The following is a 24,035-nucleotide window of genomic DNA, read 5'->3' as shown; positions in this document are numbered from 1 at the left end:
AAAAATCATTCAGGTCTATGACTTGAATGATTTTTTGATTGTCTTTAAAAATAGTTCTGTTTCTTCCCTGCTTTTGAATTGGTACCATGTCTTTTTCGGATAAAGCTTCATAAAGTTTAGGATTTTAGGACGGCTAGTCTGGGAAAAGCCTTTGATAAACTCCACAAATTCTTGGTCTAGAGATTCTTCAACCCAAGGCATATCCGGTCTGACTTTACCAATCCGATTTTTAACCCCTTCTAAACAAATGTCCAAAGGATAATCCAAGAAAACAATAGTGTCGCAAGCTTTGATACGCAGATCTAAAGTACTACCATAATTGCCATCAATAATCCAAGTATCTTGACTAAGAACCTGCATTTGGCGCTCTATAAATACCTCTGTTGCCACCGTGGTCTTATCTACCTGCCAATTCATCATATCCAAGTGATACAAGGATAGTTTAGTTAGTCTTGCGAGTCGTCTTGCCAGAGTAGATTTCCCTGAACCAGGACATCCAATAATAATAATTTTTTCCATAAGTCTATCATAACAGAATTGACAGCGATTTCAAATTGTGTTAGTATCAATTTAATAATATTTGGAGGTAGGGAGCACATGATTCACTAAAAAAACAAAATATGATAACTTTATCAAGTTTTGTTTTTTAGTGTGCTCTTTTATTCCTGTCTGTTATATTTGCAGGTCTCTTTGCATACCCAAACTCTCTACTTGATAAAGTAGGGAGTTTTTAATTTGTTCAAGGAGGTATTTATGTTACACATTCAAGATTTAACACTGACTCACCAAAAAGATCTACAAGATTTAGTTAAAGACCTAAATGTAGTTGTCAATAGTGGTGATAAATTAGCTATTATCGGAGAGGAAGGAACAGGGAAATCCAGTCTCATCAAAGCTATTATTGATGTTGAATTAATTTCAGATTATCTAGATAGTCAAGGAAAGGTTATCAATCACTTTCACAATATAGCTTACTTACCACAGAGCCTTTCAAGAAATCAACTTGAGCAGTTAGTGACGGATTTTATCTATCAAGACATTGACTATAGTCTTTTCGATTTTTCTTTATTTTACAAATTAGCTGATCATTTCCATATGGATATCGAAAGATTCGAAACTAACCATCAAACCATGGCTAGTTTATCTGGTGGTGAAAAAATAAAAATACAGCTACTAAAACTCTTAGCACAGGATCCAGATTTATTAATTTTAGATGAACCATCTAGTGATTTAGACTTAGACAGTTTGAATTGGTTAGAATCATTTATTGCTCAATCTGATAAAACCATTATTTTTATCTCTCATGATGACGTTTTTCTAGAAAATACAGCAACTGCTATTCTCCATTTAGAACTTCTAAAAAAACGGACCAGTCCACGCGCCAGCTATTTTCATGGAAACTATAAGGATTACAAGGAAAATCGCAGAAAGACATACCAACGACAGCTACAACTCGCCAATAAAGAGCGAAAAGAACACCAAGACCGTATGGATCGAAGTCACCGCATCCATCAAAGCGTAGAGCATCAACTACGACATACTAAAAACGATGTTGCTGGAAGACTTCTAGCCCAAAAATTAAAAACGGTCCTTTCTCAAGAAAAACGTTATGAAAAAGAGGCTAAAAATTTCACTGAAATCCCACAAGATATGGATACGATTAACCTTTTCTTTTCAGAAATCACACCCCTTCCTTCCAATAAGGTTCTGCTTCACTGGGAAAATAAACAACTAGAAACTGGACAAACTGTTGATTTACTGATACGTGGACAAGATAAACTAGTCATTACGGGCCAAAATGGTATCGGTAAAACACGATTACTCAAACAAATCTTAGCAGAAATGAGAGAAAAAGAAGGTTTATCTGTTGGCTATATGCCGCAACATTATGAAGAGCTAATGCCTCCAAATCTTTCCACTTTTGAGTTTTTAATAGAGGTAAGTAAAGAAGAAACAGTCAAAACACTTCTAGCAAGTCTACGGTTTACCTCCGATGAAATACGTCATTCTTTAGCAGCACTATCTGGTGGGCAAAAAGCTAAACTATTCTTGGCTAAAATGATCTTAGCCCATAATCGTGTGATTATTTTAGATGAACCCACTCGACACTTCTCACCGACTAGTCAACCCATCATTCGAGAAATGTTAAAAAACTACCCAGGCGTTATTATCAGTGTCTCCCACGATAGGTATTATATTAAAGAATGTGTAAGTAAGTGTTATCAGTTAAATCGTCAAAACCTTAAACCATTAAAGTAATTCCTTCCCACCAATGCAAGCTTTTTTGATAAAATAGAAGAATCACATCAACAGAAAGTATCCTATGATTATCAAACTGCTTGCTGTCTTACATGACATCTATAAACATTTTATTATTTATAGTCTCCGAACAACCTTCCTACAGCTTACTCTAACGATTGGAGGGTCTTATCTTTTATCTTGGTTATTTCGTGGTATTTTGATTTCTTCTGGCTATCCTGGTTTATCACTGGATAATATCTTTAGTTTTCTAGCAAATCCTGTCACTTTCTTACTCTTAATCATTTATCTCATTATTCTAGCTCTCTTAGTTTTTATGGAATTTTCCTTTTTGGTGGAAATGCTACGCTATAAAGAGACGCCTATAGAGCTAGGATTTAAGCGAATAAAAACTGATTTTAAGCAATTTTTATTTAGTATTAGTGGCCGCCACTTGTTAAGTTTTCTAGCTTATTTATTACTAACCATCCCAGTCCTTCGCTTTTTCTTTTCATCAGCTCTCATCGAACGGCTATACATTCCAACATTTATTACTGGGGAATTGCAAAAAACAAGCCTGGGCCAAGTCGGTCTGATGCTAGCCTATATCCTGATTTTTTACATCAATGCTCGCTTTATTTGTACCTTACCCTTGACGATTATTCAAAAAGAGACACACTTTACTGAAAATTTAAAGACTAGCTGGAGAATGACTTCCGGTCGCTCATTTTTAACGTTAAGTGGTCTAGCTATTATTTCAGGTGTCATTAGCTTTGTCGCTTTCATTACCTCTGGACTACTTCTAGGTATCGTTTATCTTGTATTTCCAAAAGATAGTAGTCAGTTATGGTTCCTTCAAGTTAGCTTACTCAGTCTGGTCTGGTTTATTGTTTTTATTGCCAGCCTTCTCATCAAACTGGCTTCTGTATCCTATTTGATACTTGATCTCGAACAACATGACGTTGTCGATATTGAACCAAGTCCTAAGCGAAAAAAGAGTCGATGGGTGAGGATGCTACTTCTCAATTGCTTTATTGCTCTAGGAGCCTTTTTATACAATATCAATATACTTAGTAGCAGCAATCCTAAGGAAGTTGACATTATTGCTCATCGAGGTTTCGTTGACATGGCTGTTGAAAACTCTTTAGAAGGGCTCAAAGCCTCAAAAAAGGCCAAAGCTGACATGGTCGAAATTGATGTTTTAATGACCAAAGATCAAAAATTTGTGGTTGTTCATGATGATAATCTCCAACGTTTAAGTGGTAAATCAACTATTATCAGTCAGTCTAAAGCGAAAGATATTATTGGAAAAAGGCTCCGTCAAAATGGCCATATAAGCCAAATCGTCTCTCTGAAAACATTTTTAGAAAAAGCTACAAAGCTAAAGATGCCCTTGCTTATCGAGTTAAAAACCACGAAAAATCAGAAAAACTATGGAACAGCTTTTCTAAAAGAATTAAGGTCACTACCGCTAAATCCGGGAAGTAAGATTATGTCTCTTGATTTGCCTTTAATAGAAAGCATTGAAAAGCATCGCCCAGATATTGAAACTGGTCATGTCATCACTTTTCAATTTGGAGATTTTGCTTCAACTAAGGTTGATTTCTATGCCATTGAAGAATTTTCATATAGTAACCATCTGGCAAAGCTAGCCCATAAGAGAAAAAAAGAGTTATACATCTGGACTATTAACGATCAAGATGATTTGAAAACCTATTTACAATCTTCTGTCGACGGTATTATCACCGATTATCCTAATAAAGCCCGCCGTAAACAAAAGCATTTAATGGAAAATCAAGATTATCTTTCAGTCATTAGCCGTCTCTTTAACTTGGACTAAACAAGACCTAAATAGACAAAGTTTAACAGACTGAAACTCACATAAATAAAAAGCATGCTATTCTCCTCGTGAGAATTGGCATGCTTTTTTTAGCAATCATTCATCATTTTGTTTGGCTTTTCTTTCACGCTCTAATCGCAATTTGCGATTGGGATTCAATTGATTGAACAGTTCTTCTAGCTTGGCAGCATTCCAAACATCGGCTGCCGAAACAAAATTACCATCTTTATCTTTAAAAGATATAGGTTTATCTCCCATAACAACCTCCTGCTTTATTGATTTTCAATCGAATAGTAATAACTATCAAAAGTGCCTGCATGGCAAGTATAGGCACCTGGAACCATTTTACAAAATGTCATACCAACTTTTTTCATAACTTTGCCTGAGGCAGGATTTTCCTTAGCATGATAAGCTACGATACGGTTAACCTGAACATCCTCAAACAAAAAGCGAATGATTTCTTTCAGTGCTTCTGTCATTAAACCTTGATACCACCATTTTTTTCCTATCTCATAGGTAATTTCAAGTTCTGCATTTTCCTCGCTAAGCTCTATGACAAAGATACGACCAATGGGTTGAGAGGTTGATTGTAAAACAATGGCCCAATTATAACGATTAGCTTGATCATTTAAAGACAGCCACCAATCTGTGAATAAACCATTTTTTTCTACAAGATCAGCAACACAGGACATTTCATCATAACTTGTCCACTTCCAAACATCAAGCTCAGACCAACAGTTGTCAAACATGGGCTCAGCATCTTCAAACTGAAATTTCCTTAGAATCAGTCGGTCTGTTTCGAGTTGCACTGTTCCTTTGTGATTCATTTGTTAAAACTCCAACTAATTTTGAAAGACATCGTCAAATCACTTCGCTAGCCATTTCTCAACTCATGACATAGAACACAAAGGAGAAAGGGCTAAGCTTACTGTTTTCGTAGTTATAGTCAAATGAATTAGGTTTCAGACACAGAACTGAGATGTAGACAGTTCCAGAATACGGCAAGTTGAAAACGACGATGTATCAAAGTTAATTCAAAAGACTATCGTATGATTGATAGGTAGTCCACCATAGTATCTACCGCAGTTCTTCAGTTACCTTTGTGACTAGAAGAGCTTACAACACTAGTCACATTGAACACGGTCTACCTTCTATACAAAAAGATCGATTTTCCTAGAAGCTACGCTTCTTCATTCAATCACCTATTTTTATTGTGACTGATTAATGGACTTTGTATACTAGTCTACGAACTCAAACTCAAAGTTGCCAATACGGACGATGTCCCCATCTTTAGCACCACGTTGACGAAGGGCATCATCGACACCCATGCCACGCAATTGACGGGCAAATTTCATGAGAGATTCATCTCGTTCGAGATTGGTCATAACAAAGAGTTTTTCAAGTTTCTCACCAGAAAGGACCCAAGTAGCATCATCATCACGTGAAATATCAAATGGGCGTTCATCTGGATTGAAGCCGTAATATACCTCATCATCCTGCATATCTGATTCATCATAAAGCAAGAATTCATCTGTATTATCCAAGAGTTCAGACGTTGCTTCAAGCAGATTTTCTAAGCCTTGGTGAGCAATACTTGAAATTGGGAAAATCATCGGCAATTCGTCAAATTCATCGTAGTCTTTTGCCAATTGCTCCTTGAATGTCTTCAAATTTTCCTGTGATTCAGGCATATCCATTTTATTAGCCACAATAATCTGCGGACGTTCCATCAAACGAAGGTTGTAAGACTCCAGCTCGTTATTGATTGTCTTGTAGTCTTCAAAAGGATCACGACCTTCGCTAGCAGACATGTCAATAACATGGAGAATAACGCGAGTACGCTCGATGTGACGTAAGAATTGTGTCCCTAAACCAACACCTTGATGAGCTCCTTCAATCAATCCTGGGAGGTCAGCCATGACAAAACTCTCACCAGATTTAGTGCGAACCATACCAATATTAGGTACAATAGTTGTAAAGTGATAGGCACCAATTTTAGGTTTAGCTGCTGAAACAACACTCAATAACGTTGATTTTCCAACTGATGGGAACCCAACTAGACCGACATCTGCTAAAATTTTCAATTCAAGTTCAAGTTGACGTTCTTCACCAGGTTCGCCATTTTCAGCAATTTCTGGTGCAGGATTTCTTGGTGTCGCAAAGCGGATATTACCTCGACCACCTCGACCGCCTCGGGCAACGACGAATTCTTGACCGTTTTCAATTAAGTCGGTTAGCACTTTTCCAGTCTCTGCATCACGAACTGTGGTTCCTTGGGGAACCTTCACATAAAGGTCTTGTGCACCTTTACCGTGCATTCCTTTAGTCATTCCTTTTTCGCCATCTTTAGCCTTGAACTTACGGTTGTAACGAAAATCCATCAAGGTACGAAGTCCTTCATCTACAACAAAAATAACGTTACCGCCACGGCCGCCATCACCGCCCCATGGACCACCGTCTGGGACATATTTTTCACGACGGAAGGCAACCATACCATCTCCGCCACGTCCAGCCTTAACCGAAATCTTGGCTGTATCTAGAAACATACTCATATTTTCCTCTTTTCTTAGCAGAAAAAAACGCTTTACAGCGTTTTTCTACCAGCCTAATGAACCTAGTGCCGATACAACAAGACCAGCAACAGTTATGATAACCATCAAAAAGACGACTACAATTGTTAATTTTTGAAATGCTGTTTTTTTACGTGGACCATTATCACCAAATGCCAAAAGATATACCTCTTTTTCTGAATTTATCTCTTAAAATAATACCATGAATTAAGTCATATATCAACTAATACCAGTCAAGTCCTACATGAGTAAAATTGTCGAAAAATTGTGATTTTAAAGCGTTTTTATGGTAAAATAGAACCATTATGTGAAAAGGAGATCGTTATGGTTTTACCAAATTTTCAAGCTCATTTAGCTAAGTACGCTGAATTATTGATTGCTAAAGGTGTGAATGTCCAAAAAGGACATACTCTCGTTATTTCTATAGGTGTTGACCAGGTTGATTTTGCTCGTTTATTAACCAAATTTGCCTACCAATATGGGGCTGCTGAGGTTGTTGTTGATTATATCGATGATCAGATCACAAGAGATCGCTTCCTGCACGCTGATGAAGAGCGTGTAACAAGTGTTGCTGACTATGTTGTTGCAAAATCAGATTATTTCTTAGAGAAAAAAGCTAGCCGACTAGTCATCCGATCTTCTGATCCAAATGTTTTCTCCGTTGTTGATCAAGAGCGCTTGTCTAAGGCTACTCAAGCTCAAGCTATTGCTCTTGCCGCACAACGTGAAGCAACACAATCTAATAAAGTCAGCTGGAACCTAGCCGCTGCTTCAGGTAAAGAATGGGCTGCCCTTGTCTTTCCTGACTTAGCTAGTGAAGAAGAACAAATCGATGCCCTTTGGGACACTATCTTCAAACTAAACCGCGTTTACGAAGAAGACCCTATCAAAGCATGGGATGAACACCAAGCAAACTTGGTTGCTAAAGCTGATATCTTGAACAAATATCAATTTGATGCTCTCCACTATACTGCACCAGGAACTGATTTGACACTCGGCATGCCTAAAAATCACCTATGGGAAGCTGCTGGTAGTATCAATGCTCAAGGTGAAGAGTTCATTGCAAATATGCCTACTGAAGAGGTCTTCACAGCCCCTGATTACCGTCGTGCTGATGGTTATGTCTCTTCTACTAAGCCATTGAGCTACGCTGGTGTTATCATCGAAGATATGACATTTACGTTTGAAAATGGCCGAATCGTTGATGTGACTGCTAAAAAAGGCGAGGATACCATCAAACGTTTAGTCGAAGAAAGTGACGGTGCACGTTCTCTTGGTGAGGTAGCTCTTGTCCCTCATAAGACGCCAATTTCATTGTCAGGGTTAACTTTCTTTAATACTCTTTTTGATGAAAATGCCTCAAACCACCTAGCTATCGGTCAAGCTTACGCCTTTAGTATTGAAGGTGGTACAGAAATGTCCAATGAAGAATTAGAAGCTGCTGGGCTCAATCGTTCAACGGCACACGTTGACTTTATGATTGGTTCTGATCAAATGGATATTGACGGTATCACTGCTGACGGTAAGGTTGTGCCAATCTTCCGTGGTGGAGAATGGGCTATCTAAGCATTGTCGTATTGAATATAAAAAACATCTCGTTTACTTTAAAACGAGATGTTTTTATCTATAATGGTACACCAAACACTTCCAAAGCAGCTAATTCTTCTTCAGTCAGACGGCGCCAGTCACCTTTTTCTAGACTATTATCAAGTAATAAGGGGCCCATAGAAAGACGTTTGAGGTAAGTAACTTCTTTACCGCAGGCTTTTACCATCCGTTTGACTTGGTGAAATTTTCCCTCTTGAATGATGATATTAACCAGGCTAGTCTGTCTTTCTTCATTCACAGAAATAATGTCGAGCTGAGCTGGTAAACTATCATGATCGCTTAATGTGATACCACTCTGAAAAGATAATTGATCTTGCTTAGTCATTATACCTGCTACTTCTGCTTGATAGAGCTTATCAACGTGCTTCTTAGGTGATAGCATTGCATGAGCCAACTGACCATTGTTAGTTAATAAAAGCAGTCCTTCGGTATCAATATCCAATCGCCCAACTGGAAAGACAGCTTTTTGTTTTGCTAGATCATCCAAACAATCTAGAACGGTTTTATGGTGAGCATCCTCAGTTGCTGAAATGACCCCTGAAGGTTTATGCAGCATATAGTAAAGAAATTGCTCATAAATTAAAGGTGCTCCATCGTAACACACTTGATCCGTTTCAGGAGTTATATGCACCTTTGGAGATGATTCTATCTTTCCATTTACCGTAATCTGTTTCTTTTTAAGAATGGCTTTTACTTGTGTGCGAGAGCCTATTCCGCTGTCGACTAAAAATTTATCAAGCCTCATCATTATCTCCGTACTTTTGTAATTGCCATTGACATACAGCTCTTAGGGGGTTAGTAGGAATTTCCTGATCATAGCGCAACTGAAACCCTCGCTTAGTAAAGGATAATTCAGGGTAGTTCTCTTGGAGATAAGCTACTGCTTCAGGACCAACATAAACATTGACATGATGTTTAAAAGCTTGAAAATGAATCAAATAAGTATTTTGCCAATAGGAAGGCATTGACCAAGCTATGCCTTCACAACTACTGGGCAGATAGGCTTTAATCATACTCCGTAACCTTAATAGGAAATCACGGTGAGCTACATGATGCATATCAATATAGTTCTTTACAGCTTGACTATCTTCTTTCATAATCTTATCCTGTCTTTTGTCATTGCTTTCTACTAACTCTTTTATTTATCACTAACCATTAAACGTCTGAAACGATTGTAAGTATCAACTTCCCTAAACACAGTGATTATATCAAAGAATTTTTTAAATTTAAAGAGAAATATTTTCAGCAACAACCATAATGGACTGAACTGATCAACTTGAATAAAAATTAAATAAATCATCTGTATATCAGAAAGAGAACCTAGTCGATCCTCTCACGATTTATTTTGAGATATAACAAAATAGCCTAGACATATAGCCTACGCTAAAAACAACACAGCTCTAAAACTGCTGGATGCACGTTGTATGTTTTAGCTAGGTTTTGGAACCATTCGAAACAACACAGCAAGTTAAAATAAGGCTAGTCCGTACACAACTTGAAAAAGTGAGCACCGATTCGGTGCTATTTTTTTGAAATGATTTAAAAAACGTGTCTCTTGGGACACGTTTTACTTTTTCTTATCTATTATCTCAATCACCTTATATAAATCTGGTTTATTGATTTGATAGGGTGCTTCTTCTCTAACGATTGGTTTGGCGCAGAAGGCGATGCCAATACCAGCTTTTTTGATCATAGGAAGGTCATTGGCGCCATCTCCCATTGCTATGGTTTGGGAGAGCTTAAGGTTATTGGCTTTTGCCCATTCTTTTAATTTAGTCACCTTAGTTTCTTTGGTCACAATATCACCGTAAGTTTTTCCTGTCAGATAGCCATCAACGACTTCCAGACGATTCGCCTTGACATAGTCAATCCCCAACTCCTTAGCTAGGCGATCTACGGTTTCATGAAAACCACCTGACACCAAGCCAACCTTGTAGCCACGCGCATGCAGTTCATCGACTAGTGCTTTAGCACCGTTATTAAAGTGAATCTTGCCATAAACCCTATTCAAAATAGATTCTGGTAATCCCTTCAGCACGGCAACTCGCTCCGCTAAAGCTTCCTCAAAGTCTAATTCTCCTCGCATAGCTCGTTCAGTAATGTCAGCAACCAAATCTCCGACACCTGCTTCCTCACCCAGCAAGTCAATCACTTCCTCTTTGACCAAAGTCGAATCAACATCCATGACTAAAAGTCCCTTAACTTCTTCCATGATATACCTCCACTTGTTTCACTTATTGTATCGAAAGCCTCATACAATAGCAAGACTCATTTCACCATAATTATGCTATAATATTTTTTTACTTGTAAAGGAGTTATATTTTGGGAAAAATTCGTCAACCATTAGCCGATAAAATATTGGAGAATTCCGTTTCAAAGCATTTACCGACAGCTATCAAGGAATGGCAGAGCATCGCTAAAATCCACAATGAAATTGATAGTTCCATACGTTGTCTATGTGGTACCAAAGGGATAAAGGATTGGTACGAACTAGTCAACGCTAAAAATGGCAAACGTTTGATTCACATTGGTGCTAACTGTATTGAGTATTTTACAGCTGCAACTGACTATTTACCGGCTAAAGAAATCAAGAAACTAGGCAATCTAAAACGTCTTGCCAGTCAGAATCAAGTTCCAGAATTCACTAAAACTAATTTCTCGAGACCTCTACTCACTTATCTTTTAGAAAATGATGTCTTCCGAGAGCGACCGGATAATAACTTTCATGCCTTTAATGATTACAAACTTTTAAAGGATTTGATTTATAAAGGTGGAAGTAATAATGCCTACAGTTCCGAAGAATTTGCCAAATTAACGCAACTTTGGACTGCTTATATCAAACCTTTTTTACTAGAGGAAGATCGCCCTGAATTCTTTATTGAAAGTATGTCACCATCTTCCCGCGAGGACTACTACCGGCAACAACTCAAGATACTGCAAGCTGAAAATGAACAGTTACGTCAAGCTCTGAACTTACAAACTCAGAAGGATTTCCCAAAAACTAAAACAGATAAGGAATCACTTTTGCCTGAAGGGTATAAAGCTTTACAAACCTTATGCCGTCGGCGAAAACATCGGCGAAATCTGCGTCTTGATGATTTATCGCTGGACATACTGAACTACTGGCACTCTATTAATATCTTGTCTTCTGAAGATAAGAGGATTTTAACTACTGCCATGCAAACACATGGGCCTTCGCTACCTTATCCATTACATCAAAAATCCCAAGAACTACTTGAAAGGTTGACAATTTTTATGAGAAAACGATGATTTTTCTAAAATGACCTTGAAAAATGATCTAAAAATGAGTAGACTAGTTCTTAATACAGAAAGGATTATCATGTCAAAAACTCTTATCTATCGCTTATGCCTCGGTATTCTTGGGCTAATCGGCGTATCAATGCAAATTTATCAAGATGGGTGGGGAATGTTACTCTACTATACCGTTCTTTCCAATATCCTTGTTTTCTCATTTCTTTTTTATCTGGCAGTCAGAGAAGCTAAGTCAGGGAAGATTTCTGATACTAAAACATTGAGAATCAAAGCTGCTGTCACAATGAGTATCACAATCACTTTTTTAGTTTACCATATTATGCTTGCTCCTTTAGCAGAACCTGATGAATTTTGGAATATTAGAAACATGATTGTTCACTACCTGGTCCCTATCGGCTTTATTGCAGATACCCTTTTTATTGATCGTCAAAAAAGTTATCGTTGGTATGACCCCTTTTGGTGGACTGGTGCACCATTAGTTTATTTTATCTTTGCCCTTTTTAACGGGACAGTCCTTAAATGGCGGATTCCTGGTGCTGAAGATAGTCCCTTTGCTTATTTTTTTATCAATGTTAACAAATATGGCTGGGCTCAAGTTGGTAAAAATACCATTTTTATCCTGTTGGCTTACATTATAGTTGGCTTTGTCCTCCTTACTTTGAAAAAAGGGCTCGGTAAAAAGCAATAATCGATATGACTAAAAACGATCTTGGTATCGTTTTTTTTTTATTTTAAAATATGTCATATATAGTTGACATCACTTCATTCAGTGATATAATAAAAAATGTAATATATATGTGACACAAAACCTAATTTCTTATTTTTTTAACTTAAGGTGTCTTATATCAAAGATATTTCACTTAGAATAGAAAGGATTTTCATGAATCGTGTCAAAGAGTTTCGGATCAAACAGGGCATTTCGCAACTCGCTCTTGCTAAATCGATTGGCGTAGCTAGGCAAACGATTAACCTGATTGAAAATGATAAATATAACCCCTCACTCGATCTTTGTATCAAACTCGCTGAAACGCTACACAGTGACCTCAATACTCTGTTTTGGGAATCAAGGAAAGGCAGGCTCAAATGAATCAAAATGATACCCTTTATAAAAAATGGATTCGCTTAAATTACCATATTTTGGGAACTTTGGATGAATATTCTATAGCAAAAATAAATGCTTTTGGAAATGTCTGTTTTATGCTTCTAAACTCTAGCATTATGATAAGCATGATTTTGACGGCCATAACGGGCCAAACTGAATGGCAGCTCATACCTGTTCTATCTTTCTTTGGTATTCAGATGGCAAAATATCAGTTCATCAAAAAATTGGGCACTAAGCATTTAGAAGTTAGTCCTGAAGACTTCAAACAAGCACGACTATATCTCACCAAAAGAGCAGCCTTGCTTGCAATCATACAATTTATTGTTTTATTTTCTTTAGGGATTTATCTTTTAGGATTTGAGGCTAAAAGCATTCACTATCCTGATCGTTCCTTTTATCAAATGGTAGCTGGTATTGGAGCCATCAGTTTGATAGTGACAATTATATTATTTATAGCTAATCGTCAAAAATATCTTTCACATATCGTCATTATCGAAGAAACGAAATAATAGTTAGAAAGGATTCGCACTATGTCCACAGTTTGGCTTACTCTCATTAAATGGTTCTATGGGCTTGATCAACTAGATGAATACCGCCTTCAAGAAGTCAATCAACTTGGTAATAAACTTTTTATTTCCTATGTCGTCACAAGTCAGGTAATTTTCTGGGTAGCGCTCATTATTTATCTGCCTAGTCAGCAATTTGATAAATTTTCTTTTATTCTTGCCATCAGTTACTTTTTACTGCTATTTATCCATCTTACAAAGATCAGTCACTTTTTAAATGAAAAAGATTTGCTTACTATTGAACTAGAGGAAATGACTTTTTCCGACTATCGACAAAAACTTCGAAAACGAACATTAAGAAGTTGTTTATATTTGGCTATTTTTTATTATCTGGCACCTACTCTGTTTGATTTCTTCGATAGTGGACGAGTTGATTTCTACAAATTGGTAACCATAAAAGAGATTGCACGGGCTATCATCACCTTCAGTCTCTTTTATATCTTGATGTATTGGTCACAATTAAGAAAAGCCAAAGGAAAACTTAGAAAAGGATAGTTTCTATGTTTAAAAATGAAAAAACTAACTTTATGTTCTTAGTATCATGGATAGTGCTATCGATTATCCTTTATTTATCACAAATCATTGATCATGTAAAGGTAGATAACGCCACTTGGATTTTCTGGTGGATAATCACCCTCAATTTTCCTCTCAAAAACCAGAACAGCAAGCGACTTTTCCTCAGTCAACTTGCTTTTGATCTTTGCTTTGTTGTCTTTGCTAGCACCGAAATCAGTAGAGGTTTTACGAGTCCTTTTCTACTCTTTATGGGAATCATCATGGTTGGCCATCTGCTTTCCCTAATCTTCTGGAGGAGGAAACAAACTAATGACTAGAAAGAGCAATCACTTTATTTTTTCGATACTTTTGCTTTCTATAATCGGGCTTAGCTGCTATTGTCTTATGAAAAACAATCCTATTCCACCCATCTTATATCAAATCATTCTCTTCGCAAACTTATCAACTCTGTCAAAAAACTATCAAAGACACCCGCATAATGCTACTTGGCACCTCATTATTGATGTCGCTTCAATACTCCTTCTCACTATTGAATGGATACGTGGCTACCTTAATCCTCTCTTAGTTTTTTACTTTTGTTGCATAAGCGCTCACCTCATCTATTTACGCTATTTGAAAGGAAAATATCATGGCAAAGAAATCTAACCGACTTGAAAAACAATTCGCACGCTTTTTGGGGATCAGTGGTGTCTTTGATGAATATGTTAAGCAGGTTGCTTATCAACTGGCGGGACATGCCTACCTTGTCCTAACTTACTACATCATGTTCTCATCACTTATTTTCCTGCTGACTTACGATTTTCTTCCCAAATATGCAGGAAGAATTTATGTTGGTCTAAATATCTTAGTAACTGTATTTATCATTCCCCTAATCCTTAAAATGAAAACGGATAAGGCTGACATTGATACCAGTGGTTTTATTGAAGTTCCAGAGGAAGACCTTAAAAGAGAACGGCAAAAAGCCATTAAACGAGGCATCCTGTCTGGTATCGTCTTCACCGGTTTCATGTTCGTTCAAAATATCCTCGCTACTATGGAAAATGGTAAAAGCTTATTGGACCTATTGAGAAATCCTTGGTTAATCGGAGGAGTTCTCATCGCCGGTAGTGTTTTCGGTGGCTTTATGACCGTTCTAGCCTATTTCAGTATTGATAAAGAAAAAAATTAAAAGGTTATGGAAAATAGTTTCCATAACCTTTTAGTCTGATTTCGTTTGTTGCCATTTTGTTAAAATGCTTGATAAGCTAGTCTTTCGGGAGTTTAGCGCATTGCTTCGGTAAGCTTGGATAAATAAGTGGACAGCCTTCATAAAAGTTTGTTTTTGTTGGGGTGATAAAGCCTTGTAAACATCAAGATATTTAGTCATTTCTAAAGGATTTTTTACAGAAAAATCATCAAGGCTAGTAAGACCATGGTCAATCAGTTGGTCAAATAGTAAGTCAAATAAATTTTTTAGCTCATAGTGAGACAGACTCTCATTCCAAGTCGCAAATGTTTTTTCCAAATTTTGGCTCATCGAAGATAATTGCGTGATACATTCAAACTGACCTTTACCTGTATTAACAGCCCAATTCATCATGAGATGTTGTGCCATGCCTTTATCTTTTGAAGCTACAATTTGTTCCTTGCAATCAGATTCAAGCATAACACCAACGACTGACTCAAATGGCTTTATAGAGATAATTTTCTCTCTGATTGCTAGATACCCTTGTGTTTGCAAAAAATTCTGACGAAAGCCAGGAGCATCAAACATATAGAGCAGATCTATCTTTTCTCTCAGCGACTTAGGTAAATGAGCTGCTGCATAAATAGCCAAATTACCTCCCTTAGAATGTCCCGAAACAATTACTCTACCACTCAAACCCGGCAGAATGTTTTTTAAATAAAGTATCGCAGCACGATGAGCGGGAATTTCCCGCATGTAGGTTAATTTAAAATCTTCCTTCCAACCAATTAAACTATCGTCTGTTCCTCGAAAAACGACTTGATTGCAATTTTCTTCAGGAATCGAAAAAACCATCGCTGCAAATTGACGTTCAAACTCAGTATCAATATCATTGACATAAGAGCTAATAGTCACTTGTTGGTATCTCTTACTATTGAGCACAGCTTCGAAAAGCTCAATACGCTCTTTAGTATTTAGAAATGTAAAATGAAGATTTGGCTTAGTGCGCTGAAAAATGGGTAGCCAATCACTGATGGTGATGGATACTTCTTGCTTCATATCCTTTTGGAAATAATCAATAAGAGATAAATAGCCTAATTCATTAAATAGAGCAAAATCTAAATCGGTTAAGGGTAAACTGGAAAAAGGTGACTGAGAGACACTCTTGACATAATCTAAGAGATTTTCCATAGCTATTTAACATCTTTCCATTCAGGATTTAAAATGGTCTCCATTCGCATTGATTGAGGAATCATTCCCATGTGTTCGTAGAATCGAACAGCTCCTTCATTAGCATTCCAAACATTTAGCGTGAGATTATAACATCCCCATTCAATAGCTTTTTGATAAGCAAACTGATACAGTTTCTCCCCTATTTTTTGACCACGTGCTGATTCATCAACGCAAAGATCATCAATAAAAAGCGTTTTCTTGGGCTGCGTAGCCAATCCTTTTGCCTCTTGGATGATCAAAAATAAATGCCCCAGGAGATCTCCTTTATCATCTTCATAAATAAAGATAGGACGTTGGTCATTAGACATGATATCTTCCAGTTCTTGATCCGAGAATTTACTGCCATTTGCTTTAAAAATATCAGGTCGTACAGTGTGGTGGACACTTAATATTTGGGATAATAAGTTTTGAAGTTTGGGGATATCAGCAACAATAGCTCTCCTAATCATAGCTATCTCCTTATTGTTTTTATTATCATATCATAAATTCAGAGCTAATAACATAGAAAAAAACCCATCCCAAAGGATGAGTTTTGTCTCAATATGATATTGAGACGAGAGAGAAATAAGTAAGACATGGGGTTGATAGGTGAAATCAAGATTCCTAAATCTGAAGAGAGAGAGATGATTTAGGAGAGAATTTTTGAGAGAGAATTCCCACATGTCTCTATTAATAATTATAGTACTTTCTCATAAAAAAATAATATTTAAGTCTTGAAATGTCTTTTTTATGTCATCAAATGTCAAAGTAGAATATCATTACATATCTTAATGTTCGACACTTAACGTTTCTCCCTGATCAATTCTATTTACGATACATTTTGACCTGCAAATATAAGTCGTTATAAATGCCTAACCACTCTTGACCTAAATTATCATAGACTTCCAAATGATCTATCGTTTCTTGACTCGGATAAAAGGCTTGATCGTTTTTGATATCATCTGGCAACAAGGTCTTGGCGGCATTGTTAGGTGTTGAATAGCCGATGTATTCTGCATTCTGTGCTGCATTTTGTGGCTCTAGCATAAAGTTAATGAATTGATAAGCTTCTGCAGTGTGTGTAGCTGTCTTAGGAAGAACCATATTATCAAACCAAAGATTAGAGCCTTCTGGTGGAACAACGTAGACCAAATCTTCATTTTCATAAAGCATTTCACTTGCCTCACCAGAAAAAGTCACACCAATTGGAGCGTCACCTTGAATCATATAACCCTTTAACTCATCACCAACTAAAGCTTTAATGTTAGGAGTGAGTTGATTCAACTTCTTCTCTGCTTGATTTAGTTGAGCTTTATTCTTCGAATTTAAACTATAGCCTAAGCTATTCAAGCCAATTCCAATCACTTCTCTAGCACCATCAACCATTAAAATACTGTTACGATACTCAGACTTCCAAAGGTCATTCCAATGTTTGGGATAGGTATCTAGTTGCTTCTTATTATAGACAATACCAACCGTTCCCCAGAAGTAGGGGATGGAGTAATCATTTTTAGGATCAAAACTTTTGCCCAAAAATTCTTTACCAATATGATGAAGACCTTTTATTTTTGATTTATCCAATTTGATCAACATATCTTCTTTAATCATCTTGTCGATCGTATAATCACTTGGAACTGCAATGTCGTAAGTGGTACCACCCTGTTTAATCTTGGTATACATAGCTTCATTGGAATCAAACGTCTCATACTGAACCTTAATACCTGTTTCTTTGGTAAATTTGGTTAACAGATCTGGATCAATATAGTCACCCCAATTATAGATAACCAATTTGTCTGAAACATCACCCGATTGCTTCTGAAGAAGAAAACTAGTTCCCCACAAAAGGATAATAATGGCAATAATTCCCGTCAGAAAGGTTGTTAATTTACGCATCTTTAGCCTCCCTATCTTGAGAAATAAAGTAATAGCCAATGACTAACAAAATACTAAAGAAAAAGACCAAGGTTGACAAGGCATTTATATCTAACGAAATACCTTGACGAGCTCGAGAATAAATCTCAACAGAAAGCGTAGAAAAACCATTGCCAGTCACAAAGAAAGTGACCGCAAAATCGTCCAGAGAGTAGGTAAAAGCCATAAAATATCCCGCTATAATCCCTGGCGTTAAATAAGGCAACATAACTTCTTTAAGCATTTGAGAACGACTAGCTCCTAAATCATAAGCCGCGTTAATCATATCCTGATTCATCTCTTTTAGCCTTGGTAAAACCATGAGAACAACAATTGGAATCGAGAAGGCAATGTGACTGAGTAAGACTGTTGCAAATCCTAATTGAAACTTGATAGTTGTAAACAAGATCAAAAAGGAGGCTCCAATCATAACATCAGGTGCTACCATCAAGATATTATTAGTCGATAACATGCTATTTTGATAACGTTTTTTACTCTCATGAATGAAGATAGCTCCAAATGTACCAATAACAGTCGCTATCAATGAACTTAAAAAGGCTAAAAAGAAAGTTTGTGCCAGAATAAGCATAAGACGGCTATCTGAAATCATGGTCTGATAATGTTCCAGAGTAAAACCGGTAAAGCCGTTCATATCGCCGCCTTTATTAAATGAATAAAAAATCAAATAAAAAATGGGCGCATACAAGAGGACAAAGACAAAAATCAGATAGATATTAGCAAATTTTTTCATGATTTTCTCTCCTTCGTTACCCACATAATCATTAACATGGCAGCAATCAAGACCACTCCAATCGTTGATCCCATTCCCCAGTTTTGAGTCGTTAGGAAATGTTGTTCAATAGCTGTACCAAGCGTAATCACACGGTTACCACCAATAAGTCTAGTCAACATAAAGAGACTCAAACTTGGTATAAAAACAGACTGGACACCTGAACGAACCCCATTTAAGGATAAGGGAAAAATCACCTTGGTAAAGGTTTGAACATCATTTGCACCCAAATCTCGACTAGCATTGATGAGATTACTGTCAATATCATCTAAGGCATTGAAAATCGGTAAAATCATAAAAGGGATTTCAATATATGAGGCTACAAAGATAAAGGAAAAATCAGTAAAAAGAATCTGCTGCGGTCCCAATCCCATGAAACTCAAGAAGGTATTGACACTTCCTTGCTGGCCAAAAATCCCCATAAAGGCATAGGCTTTCAATAAAAGGTTAACCCAAGTTGGTAAAATAACCAACATCAACCAAAGCTGTTTATGCTTGAGACGGGTTAAAATGAAAGCTGTCGGATAAGCAATCACGAGAGTTACCAAGGTTATCAAACCAGCATAAAGGATAGAATTCAGACTCATTTTTAAATAAGTCCAAGACCCAAAAAAAGTTTGATAATTTCCTAACGTTGCATGACCAGAGATGTCAAAAAATGACTTCCAGATAATCATAGCAACTGGTGCTAAAACAAAGAGAAAGACCCAAAGAAAATAGGGTACAGAGAAAAAGCTAGCCGTTTTCTTCATGACGCTCCTCCTCAATGAAATTAATCAATCCATCTTCTACTTCTTCCGTTTCAACATATTCTTCAATACGGGCATCAAATTCTTCTTCTGTCTCATGGAGACGCATGATATGAATGTCTTCTGGTTGGAAATCCAACCCAATAATTTCACCCTCGATAGCCTTACGGGTTGAATGAATCATCCATTCATTACCAAGGTCATCGTAAGCAATGATTTCATAGTGTACACCACGGAAAAGTTGGGTATCCACTTTTACTTGAAGTTTTCCTTCATCTGGTAGGGTAATTTGTAAATCTTCAGGACGAATCACAACCTCAACAGGTTCATTAGGACGCATACCACCGTCAACAGCTTCAAAACGTTTGCCGTTGAATTCTACCAAATAGTCCTCAATCATGATCGCTGGTAGGATGTTTGATTCTCCAATAAAGGTTGCGACAAAATGGTTAATGGGTTCATCATAAATATCAACCGGTGTTCCTGATTGAACAATCTCACCTTCATTCATGACGAAAATCCAGTCACTCATAGCAAGTGCCTCTTCCTGGTCATGGGTAACAAAGACAAAGGTAATACCTAAACGTTGTTGCAATTCACGCAGTTCATACTGCATCTCTGTACGAAGCTTCAAATCAAGCGCTGATAAGGGTTCGTCTAAGAGAACAACTCTTGGCTGATTAATAATAGCGCGTGCAATAGCGACACGTTGACGCTGACCACCAGAGAGCTTTTGAATAGAGCGTTTTTCATAGCCTTCAAGTTGGACCATTTTTAGGGCATCCTTAACACGTTGGTCAATCTCTTTCTTAGCCACTTTCTTAAGTTTTAAAGCAAAAGCAACATTTTCGTAAACACTCATATGTGGGAAAAGCGCATAAGATTGAAAAACGGTATGAACATCACGTTTATTGATTGGGACATCATTGATGCGTTTGCCATCCAATAAAACATCCCCAGACGTAGCATCTAGAAGTCCAGCGATAATATTTAAAATTGTTGATTTCCCAGAACCAGAGGCTCCAAGAAGGGTGTAAAACTTCCCTTCTTCCAATTCAAAATTTATATCTTTTAAAACGGTCGTCGCACTATCCTCAAATGTCTTTGAAACATTTTTGAAGGCAATAATTGGATTAGTCAATGGTCATAAATCCTCCATAGATTTTCTAGCTTATAGCTGTGATATTTTTTTAATTGTTCATTATTAAAGGCATAGTCTGAACAGTTATCCTGTTCATTTTTGCCATAAAGACTCTAAACTACTAATCAGCCCAGAAAGTAAGCTTTCTGAGCTGAAATTTTTTCTTAAAGTGATTCCCCAATGATTCGAACTTCACGTTCGAGCGTAATTCCTGAGGTTTGTTCAACGGTATCGATAACATAGGCTATCAAGTCTTCATAATCTTTAGCTGTAGCATTGTCAACATTAATCATGAAACCAGCATGCTTTTCAGAAACCTCTACACCGCCAATGCGATAGCCTTTAAGATTAGCCTCTGTAATCAATTGACCTGCAAAATGTCCTGGTGGACGTTTAAAAACAGATCCACAAGATGGGTATTCCAAGGGTTGCTTGAGTTCACGCAAATGATTTAAACGATCCATCTCCTGTTTAATCACAGTATAGTCACCAGGTTTCAAGGCAAACTTAGCCGAAATGACAATGTCACCAGAAGTTTGAAGGGCTGATTGACGATAACCAAACTTCAAGTCTCTTGCTTCGAGTGTTTTGACTTGACCATCTCGTGTTAAAACCTGAGCTGATACAAGCACATGGGCAATCTCGCCCCAATAAGCGCCGGCATTCATAAAAACAGCTCCACCAACACTCCCTGGAATCCCCGCAGCAAACTCAAAACCAGTTAGGCTATGGTCACGCGCTACCTTAGTTGTTTCCTTAAGATTAGCACCTGCTTCAACTTCCATAACATAGCCATCAATTGTCGTTGTCTTCAAACGATCAAACATGATCACCATACCACGAATACCGCCGTCACGGACAATTAAATTACTAGCATTTCCCAAGACCAACCAAGGAATATCATGCTTGTTGGCAAAATTAACCAAACGAACCAATTCAAAACGGTTGCGAGGAAAGGCAAGATAATCTGCCGGTCCCCCAACCTTGGTGTAAGTATAATTTTTCAAAGGCTCATCGACACGAATATCAATACCCGATAAGGCCTCTTCCATTTCTTTTAACATTATAGTTTCCTCATACAGACAAAATTGGCATAGCCAAGCTACATTATACCAAAAAATCACTGATATGACAGTATATTTCTATATTTTCACCACATCATCATGACTGATTTGTGCCAATACTTCCAAGATAGTCTGTCCTGTAGTTGGTATCACGAAATCCTCAGTTAATTCAGCTAGAGGAACGAGCACAAATGCCCGCTCCATCATATAAGGGTGTGGCACTATCAACTCTGGACTATGATAGGTAGCCTCACCATACAACAAGATATCAATATCAATGGTACGTGGCCCCCAATGTTCATGACGAACACGGTCTAAATCCTTCTCTATCTCTTGGCATTGATAAAGCAGTTCTATGGCTTCTAAGTCAGTGTCTAACTGCACAACAGCATTGATGAAATCATCTTGATCAGTCTTCCCCCAAGCTGCTGTTTGGAAAAAAGACGACGCCTTTACAAATCGTGTTTTGGGTAATTGCGATAAACGCTGAATAGCCTGTTTCAAATAAGCCAGCTTATCTCCCATATTGGAACCCAAACTCAAGTAAACCACTGTCATCTGCGTCGCTCCAAACTAATTCCTACAGCATCATAATGCCCATTGATAGGGGGATTTTCCTTGGTAATTTCAAGATTGATTGATTGAACCGGCGGAAATTGTTCAAAAATATCTTGACAGATAGCCCCTCCTAAACGTTCAATAAGTTTGTAACGCTGGTTTTCAGCCTGATTTTTAATACAATCAAAAACCATACCATAATGAACAGTATCTTCTAACTCGTCAGACAATGAAGCCTTACTTAAATCCACCGACAAGATGGCGTTGACCACAAAAATTTGTCCAAGCATATTTTCTTCGGCGAATGCGCCATGATAACCATAAAAACGACAATTTTTTAGAATAATTTTATCCATTTCACACTCCTAGATGAGTTGATTGATGACCTTGACTACTGCACGGTTAGCATCGACATTGTGGACACGTACCATTTGTACGCCTTTCATGATAGCATAGGCTGATAAGGCTGCTGTAGCTTGATCTCTCTCAGCTATATCTGTTTCACCATCTAAAAGAGAGACAACTGTCCGCTTTCTAGAAATCCCAAATAAAACAGGGTAATCTAGGGCTGTGATTTGCTCTAAACTCTTTAGCAAGTCAATATTATCCTGAGCTGACTTGGCAAATCCGTAGCCTGGATCGATCCAGATATTTTCTTTTGTAATACCAGCATCTAGAGCAGCTTGGGTACGTTCTTTTAAGAATGCAAGCACCTCAGCCGTGATATCATCATATCCCTCCTCGTCCTGATTATGCATGAGCATGTAGGGTACCTGCCATTCAGCCGCAAGAGCCATCATTTGACCATCGTAAAGACCAGCCCAAACATCGTTTAAAATATCAGCACCTGCTTCAAGGGCTGCACTAGCCGTCTGGGTTTTGTAGGTGTCAATACTGATTAAAACATCATATTTTTCTTTAATAGCCTTAATGACTGGCACAATCCGATTGATTTCATCTTCAGCCGTGACAAATTCAGCACCCGGTCGAGTGGACTCCCCACCGATGTCAATCACATGTACTCCAGCCTTTATCATCGTCTCCGCTTGTTGGAGAGCTTTCTCTAGACTACTATATTGCCCACCGTCTGAAAAAGAATCCGGTGTTACATTGAGGATACCCATGATAAGAGCTTTTTCAGGAAATTCTTTTTTTCCAATCTTGACCATTTTTACTCCTTAATCATTGCCATAACTTCACGACGAGCTGCGCCATCCTCTTGATAAAGGCCACGAGCAACGGTCGTAACTGTCTTACTGCCTGGTTTCTTAATACCACGCATGGTCATACACAGATGCTCTGCTTCAACCATGACAAAGACTCCTTTTGGATGCATTGCTTCCTCCAAGGCGTTAGCGACTTGAGCTGTTAAACGTTCTTGTAGCTGTGGTCGACGGCTTGCAACCTCTACTGCACGCGCTAGTTTGCTTAATCCTGTCACTCGACCATCACTTGGCAAATAGGCAACGTGGGCGACACCATAAAAGGGAACTAGATGATGCTCACACATGGAATAAAAAGGGATGTCCTTGACCAAAATCATCTCTTCATGCCCTTCGGAAAAAACGGCAGTAAACTGATCTTTGGGGTCTTCAGACAAGCCAGAGAACATTTCGGCATACATTTTGGCTACACGCTTTGGCGTATCCAAAAGACCCTCACGTTCTGGATTTTCACCAATAGCTTCTAAAAGCTGGTAAATAGCTGCTTCTACTTTTTCTTGATTCATGAT

At 37.7% G+C, this 24,035-nt stretch carries 29 protein-coding genes; 10 read left to right on the top strand and 19 right to left on the bottom strand.

Annotated elements, in window-relative coordinates:
* Positions 1–15 precede the first annotated feature (15 nt).
* A complete protein-coding gene (locus C0J00_RS04445) occupies positions 16–519 on the bottom strand; it encodes an AAA family ATPase (RefSeq protein WP_104967743.1) in 504 nt (167 codons plus the stop codon).
* Positions 520–753: 234 nt separating this feature from the next.
* Here C0J00_RS04445 and C0J00_RS04440 point away from each other — a divergent pair, with 234 nt between their 5' ends.
* Together C0J00_RS04440 and C0J00_RS04435 are read left to right on the top strand one after the other, a co-directional pair.
* Entirely contained in the window at positions 754–2,259 is a 1,506-nt protein-coding gene (locus C0J00_RS04440; protein ID WP_104967742.1) for an ATP-binding cassette domain-containing protein, read from the top strand.
* Between the two features lie 64 nt (positions 2,260–2,323).
* Entirely contained in the window at positions 2,324–4,078 is a 1,755-nt protein-coding gene (locus tag C0J00_RS04435; protein ID WP_104967741.1) for a glycerophosphodiester phosphodiesterase, read from the top strand.
* 96 nt (positions 4,079–4,174) lie between these two features.
* On the opposite strand, the gene C0J00_RS04430 is transcribed toward C0J00_RS04435, so the two are convergent.
* The 4 genes from C0J00_RS04430 to C0J00_RS04415 all read right to left on the bottom strand — a co-directional run bounded on the left by C0J00_RS04430 (position 4,175) and on the right by C0J00_RS04415 (position 6,807).
* The gene (locus tag C0J00_RS04430; protein ID WP_104967740.1) at positions 4,175–4,336 is read right to left on the bottom strand and encodes a hypothetical protein; all 162 of its coding nucleotides are present in this window, start codon (positions 4,334–4,336) and stop codon (positions 4,175–4,177) included.
* Positions 4,337–4,350: 14 nt separating this feature from the next.
* Entirely contained in the window at positions 4,351–4,905 is a 555-nt protein-coding gene (locus tag C0J00_RS04425) for a GNAT family N-acetyltransferase (protein ID WP_104967739.1), read from the bottom strand.
* 411 nt (positions 4,906–5,316) lie between these two features.
* On the bottom strand, positions 5,317–6,630 hold the full coding sequence (gene obgE, locus C0J00_RS04420) for a GTPase ObgE (RefSeq protein ID WP_104967738.1): 1,314 nt from the start codon (positions 6,628–6,630) through the stop codon (positions 5,317–5,319).
* A 45-nt stretch (positions 6,631–6,675) separates the two neighbouring features.
* Positions 6,676–6,807, bottom strand: coding sequence for a DUF4044 domain-containing protein (locus C0J00_RS04415; protein ID WP_018379768.1), 132 nt, complete (start codon positions 6,805–6,807; stop codon positions 6,676–6,678).
* Between the two features lie 165 nt (positions 6,808–6,972).
* On the opposite strand from C0J00_RS04415, the gene C0J00_RS04410 reads away from it, so the two are divergent.
* A complete protein-coding gene (locus tag C0J00_RS04410; RefSeq protein WP_104967737.1) occupies positions 6,973–8,214 on the top strand; it encodes an aminopeptidase in 1,242 nt (413 codons plus the stop codon).
* 58 nt (positions 8,215–8,272) lie between these two features.
* Here C0J00_RS04410 and C0J00_RS04405 read toward each other — a convergent pair whose 3' ends face one another.
* From C0J00_RS04405 to serB, 3 genes are all read right to left on the bottom strand, one after another.
* Positions 8,273–9,001 (bottom strand): pseudouridine synthase, encoded by a 729-nt coding sequence (locus C0J00_RS04405; RefSeq protein ID WP_104967736.1) that lies wholly within the window; start codon positions 8,999–9,001, stop codon positions 8,273–8,275.
* Positions 8,991–9,353: an iron chaperone gene (locus tag C0J00_RS04400; protein WP_104967735.1), complete on the bottom strand. Its 363-nt coding sequence runs from the start codon at positions 9,351–9,353 to the stop codon at positions 8,991–8,993. Before C0J00_RS04400 ends, C0J00_RS04405 begins: the two co-directional genes overlap by 11 nt.
* A gap of 470 nt (positions 9,354–9,823) precedes the next feature.
* Positions 9,824–10,468, bottom strand: coding sequence for a phosphoserine phosphatase SerB (gene serB / locus C0J00_RS04395; protein ID WP_104967734.1), 645 nt, complete (start codon positions 10,466–10,468; stop codon positions 9,824–9,826).
* A 110-nt stretch (positions 10,469–10,578) separates the two neighbouring features.
* On the opposite strand from serB, the gene C0J00_RS04390 reads away from it, so the two are divergent.
* The 7 genes from C0J00_RS04390 (at position 10,579) to C0J00_RS04360 (ending at position 14,881) form a co-directional block, all read left to right on the top strand.
* Positions 10,579–11,526: a hypothetical protein gene (locus tag C0J00_RS04390; RefSeq protein ID WP_104967733.1), complete on the top strand. Its 948-nt coding sequence runs from the start codon at positions 10,579–10,581 to the stop codon at positions 11,524–11,526.
* A gap of 70 nt (positions 11,527–11,596) precedes the next feature.
* Positions 11,597–12,217: a Pr6Pr family membrane protein gene (locus C0J00_RS04385; RefSeq protein WP_104967732.1), complete on the top strand. Its 621-nt coding sequence runs from the start codon at positions 11,597–11,599 to the stop codon at positions 12,215–12,217.
* A 192-nt stretch (positions 12,218–12,409) separates the two neighbouring features.
* Positions 12,410–12,616 (top strand): helix-turn-helix transcriptional regulator, encoded by a 207-nt coding sequence (locus C0J00_RS04380; RefSeq protein WP_104967731.1) that lies wholly within the window; start codon positions 12,410–12,412, stop codon positions 12,614–12,616.
* Positions 12,613–13,140, top strand: a complete 528-nt coding sequence (locus C0J00_RS04375; protein ID WP_104967730.1) for a DUF3278 domain-containing protein — start codon at positions 12,613–12,615, stop codon at positions 13,138–13,140. The genes C0J00_RS04380 and C0J00_RS04375 overlap by 4 nt, the downstream gene beginning before the upstream one ends.
* A gap of 21 nt (positions 13,141–13,161) precedes the next feature.
* Positions 13,162–13,692 (top strand): DUF3278 domain-containing protein, encoded by a 531-nt coding sequence (locus C0J00_RS04370; protein ID WP_104967729.1) that lies wholly within the window; start codon positions 13,162–13,164, stop codon positions 13,690–13,692.
* Between the two features lie 5 nt (positions 13,693–13,697).
* Positions 13,698–14,030, top strand: coding sequence for a hypothetical protein (locus C0J00_RS04365; RefSeq protein ID WP_104967728.1), 333 nt, complete (start codon positions 13,698–13,700; stop codon positions 14,028–14,030).
* A 311-nt stretch (positions 14,031–14,341) separates the two neighbouring features.
* Positions 14,342–14,881, top strand: coding sequence for a DUF3278 domain-containing protein (locus C0J00_RS04360; RefSeq protein ID WP_104967727.1), 540 nt, complete (start codon positions 14,342–14,344; stop codon positions 14,879–14,881).
* Between the two features lie 30 nt (positions 14,882–14,911).
* Here the strand turns inward: C0J00_RS04360 and C0J00_RS04355 are convergent, their stop codons facing one another.
* The 11 genes from C0J00_RS04355 to folE all read right to left on the bottom strand — a co-directional run bounded on the left by C0J00_RS04355 (position 14,912) and on the right by folE (position 24,035).
* On the bottom strand, positions 14,912–16,069 hold the full coding sequence (locus C0J00_RS04355; protein ID WP_104967726.1) for an Mbeg1-like protein: 1,158 nt from the start codon (positions 16,067–16,069) through the stop codon (positions 14,912–14,914).
* Between the two features lie 2 nt (positions 16,070–16,071).
* Positions 16,072–16,560: a GNAT family N-acetyltransferase gene (locus C0J00_RS04350; protein WP_104967725.1), complete on the bottom strand. Its 489-nt coding sequence runs from the start codon at positions 16,558–16,560 to the stop codon at positions 16,072–16,074.
* 355 nt (positions 16,561–16,915) lie between these two features.
* A complete protein-coding gene (locus C0J00_RS04345) occupies positions 16,916–17,983 on the bottom strand; it encodes an ABC transporter substrate-binding protein (protein ID WP_104967724.1) in 1,068 nt (355 codons plus the stop codon).
* Positions 17,976–18,752, bottom strand: a complete 777-nt coding sequence (locus C0J00_RS04340; RefSeq protein ID WP_104967723.1) for an ABC transporter permease — start codon at positions 18,750–18,752, stop codon at positions 17,976–17,978. Before C0J00_RS04340 ends, C0J00_RS04345 begins: the two co-directional genes overlap by 8 nt.
* The gene (locus C0J00_RS04335; protein WP_104967722.1) at positions 18,749–19,543 is read right to left on the bottom strand and encodes an ABC transporter permease; all 795 of its coding nucleotides are present in this window, start codon (positions 19,541–19,543) and stop codon (positions 18,749–18,751) included. Before C0J00_RS04335 ends, C0J00_RS04340 begins: the two co-directional genes overlap by 4 nt.
* A complete protein-coding gene (locus C0J00_RS04330) occupies positions 19,527–20,681 on the bottom strand; it encodes an ABC transporter ATP-binding protein (RefSeq protein WP_104967721.1) in 1,155 nt (384 codons plus the stop codon). The genes C0J00_RS04335 and C0J00_RS04330 overlap by 17 nt, the downstream gene beginning before the upstream one ends.
* A gap of 164 nt (positions 20,682–20,845) precedes the next feature.
* Positions 20,846–21,745 (bottom strand): UDP-N-acetylmuramate dehydrogenase, encoded by a 900-nt coding sequence (murB, locus tag C0J00_RS04325; RefSeq protein WP_104967720.1) that lies wholly within the window; start codon positions 21,743–21,745, stop codon positions 20,846–20,848.
* A gap of 78 nt (positions 21,746–21,823) precedes the next feature.
* A complete protein-coding gene (gene folK, locus C0J00_RS04320) occupies positions 21,824–22,303 on the bottom strand; it encodes a 2-amino-4-hydroxy-6-hydroxymethyldihydropteridine diphosphokinase (protein WP_104967719.1) in 480 nt (159 codons plus the stop codon).
* Positions 22,300–22,659 carry a dihydroneopterin aldolase gene (gene folB, locus C0J00_RS04315; RefSeq protein WP_104967718.1) on the bottom strand — a complete coding sequence of 120 codons (360 nt, stop codon included), beginning with the start codon at positions 22,657–22,659 and terminating at the stop codon, positions 22,300–22,302. The genes folK and folB overlap by 4 nt, the downstream gene beginning before the upstream one ends.
* Positions 22,660–22,668: 9 nt before the next feature.
* Positions 22,669–23,472, bottom strand: coding sequence for a dihydropteroate synthase (gene folP / locus C0J00_RS04310; protein ID WP_104967717.1), 804 nt, complete (start codon positions 23,470–23,472; stop codon positions 22,669–22,671).
* 2 nt (positions 23,473–23,474) lie between these two features.
* Complete coding sequence (gene folE, locus C0J00_RS04305; RefSeq protein ID WP_104967716.1) at positions 23,475–24,035, bottom strand: GTP cyclohydrolase I FolE; 561 nt, start codon at positions 24,033–24,035, stop codon at positions 23,475–23,477.

This window comes from Streptococcus pluranimalium (genome assembly GCF_002953735.1).
Lineage (GTDB): Bacteria > Bacillota > Bacilli > Lactobacillales > Streptococcaceae > Streptococcus > Streptococcus pluranimalium.
The sequence above is the reverse complement of the archived record's forward strand: the minus strand, read 5'-3'. Positions and strand labels throughout refer to the sequence as shown.

Excerpts from the sequence above, each read along its gene's own strand:
- C0J00_RS04445 (WP_104967743.1), bottom strand. The coding sequence starts at position 519 with ATGGAAAAAATTATTATTATTGGATGTCCTGGTTCAGGGAAATCTACT.
- C0J00_RS04440 (WP_104967742.1), top strand. The coding sequence starts at position 754 with ATGTTACACATTCAAGATTTAACACTGACTCACCAAAAAGATCTACAA.
- C0J00_RS04435 (WP_104967741.1), top strand. The coding sequence starts at position 2,324 with ATGATTATCAAACTGCTTGCTGTCTTACATGACATCTATAAACATTTT.
- C0J00_RS04430 (WP_104967740.1), bottom strand. The coding sequence starts at position 4,336 with ATGGGAGATAAACCTATATCTTTTAAAGATAAAGATGGTAATTTTGTT.
- C0J00_RS04425 (WP_104967739.1), bottom strand. The coding sequence starts at position 4,905 with ATGAATCACAAAGGAACAGTGCAACTCGAAACAGACCGACTGATTCTA.
- obgE (WP_104967738.1), bottom strand. The coding sequence starts at position 6,630 with ATGAGTATGTTTCTAGATACAGCCAAGATTTCGGTTAAGGCTGGACGT.
- C0J00_RS04410 (WP_104967737.1), top strand. The coding sequence starts at position 6,973 with ATGGTTTTACCAAATTTTCAAGCTCATTTAGCTAAGTACGCTGAATTA.
- C0J00_RS04405 (WP_104967736.1), bottom strand. The coding sequence starts at position 9,001 with ATGAGGCTTGATAAATTTTTAGTCGACAGCGGAATAGGCTCTCGCACA.
- C0J00_RS04400 (WP_104967735.1), bottom strand. The coding sequence starts at position 9,353 with ATGAAAGAAGATAGTCAAGCTGTAAAGAACTATATTGATATGCATCAT.
- serB (WP_104967734.1), bottom strand. The coding sequence starts at position 10,468 with ATGGAAGAAGTTAAGGGACTTTTAGTCATGGATGTTGATTCGACTTTG.
- C0J00_RS04385 (WP_104967732.1), top strand. The coding sequence starts at position 11,597 with ATGTCAAAAACTCTTATCTATCGCTTATGCCTCGGTATTCTTGGGCTA.
- C0J00_RS04380 (WP_104967731.1), top strand. The coding sequence starts at position 12,410 with ATGAATCGTGTCAAAGAGTTTCGGATCAAACAGGGCATTTCGCAACTC.
- C0J00_RS04375 (WP_104967730.1), top strand. The coding sequence starts at position 12,613 with ATGAATCAAAATGATACCCTTTATAAAAAATGGATTCGCTTAAATTAC.
- C0J00_RS04370 (WP_104967729.1), top strand. The coding sequence starts at position 13,162 with ATGTCCACAGTTTGGCTTACTCTCATTAAATGGTTCTATGGGCTTGAT.
- C0J00_RS04365 (WP_104967728.1), top strand. The coding sequence starts at position 13,698 with ATGTTTAAAAATGAAAAAACTAACTTTATGTTCTTAGTATCATGGATA.
- C0J00_RS04360 (WP_104967727.1), top strand. The coding sequence starts at position 14,342 with ATGGCAAAGAAATCTAACCGACTTGAAAAACAATTCGCACGCTTTTTG.
- C0J00_RS04355 (WP_104967726.1), bottom strand. The coding sequence starts at position 16,069 with ATGGAAAATCTCTTAGATTATGTCAAGAGTGTCTCTCAGTCACCTTTT.
- C0J00_RS04350 (WP_104967725.1), bottom strand. The coding sequence starts at position 16,560 with ATGATTAGGAGAGCTATTGTTGCTGATATCCCCAAACTTCAAAACTTA.
- C0J00_RS04345 (WP_104967724.1), bottom strand. The coding sequence starts at position 17,983 with ATGCGTAAATTAACAACCTTTCTGACGGGAATTATTGCCATTATTATC.
- C0J00_RS04340 (WP_104967723.1), bottom strand. The coding sequence starts at position 18,752 with ATGAAAAAATTTGCTAATATCTATCTGATTTTTGTCTTTGTCCTCTTG.
- C0J00_RS04335 (WP_104967722.1), bottom strand. The coding sequence starts at position 19,543 with ATGAAGAAAACGGCTAGCTTTTTCTCTGTACCCTATTTTCTTTGGGTC.
- murB (WP_104967720.1), bottom strand. The coding sequence starts at position 21,745 with ATGTTAAAAGAAATGGAAGAGGCCTTATCGGGTATTGATATTCGTGTC.
- folK (WP_104967719.1), bottom strand. The coding sequence starts at position 22,303 with ATGACAGTGGTTTACTTGAGTTTGGGTTCCAATATGGGAGATAAGCTG.
- folB (WP_104967718.1), bottom strand. The coding sequence starts at position 22,659 with ATGGATAAAATTATTCTAAAAAATTGTCGTTTTTATGGTTATCATGGC.
- folP (WP_104967717.1), bottom strand. The coding sequence starts at position 23,472 with ATGGTCAAGATTGGAAAAAAAGAATTTCCTGAAAAAGCTCTTATCATG.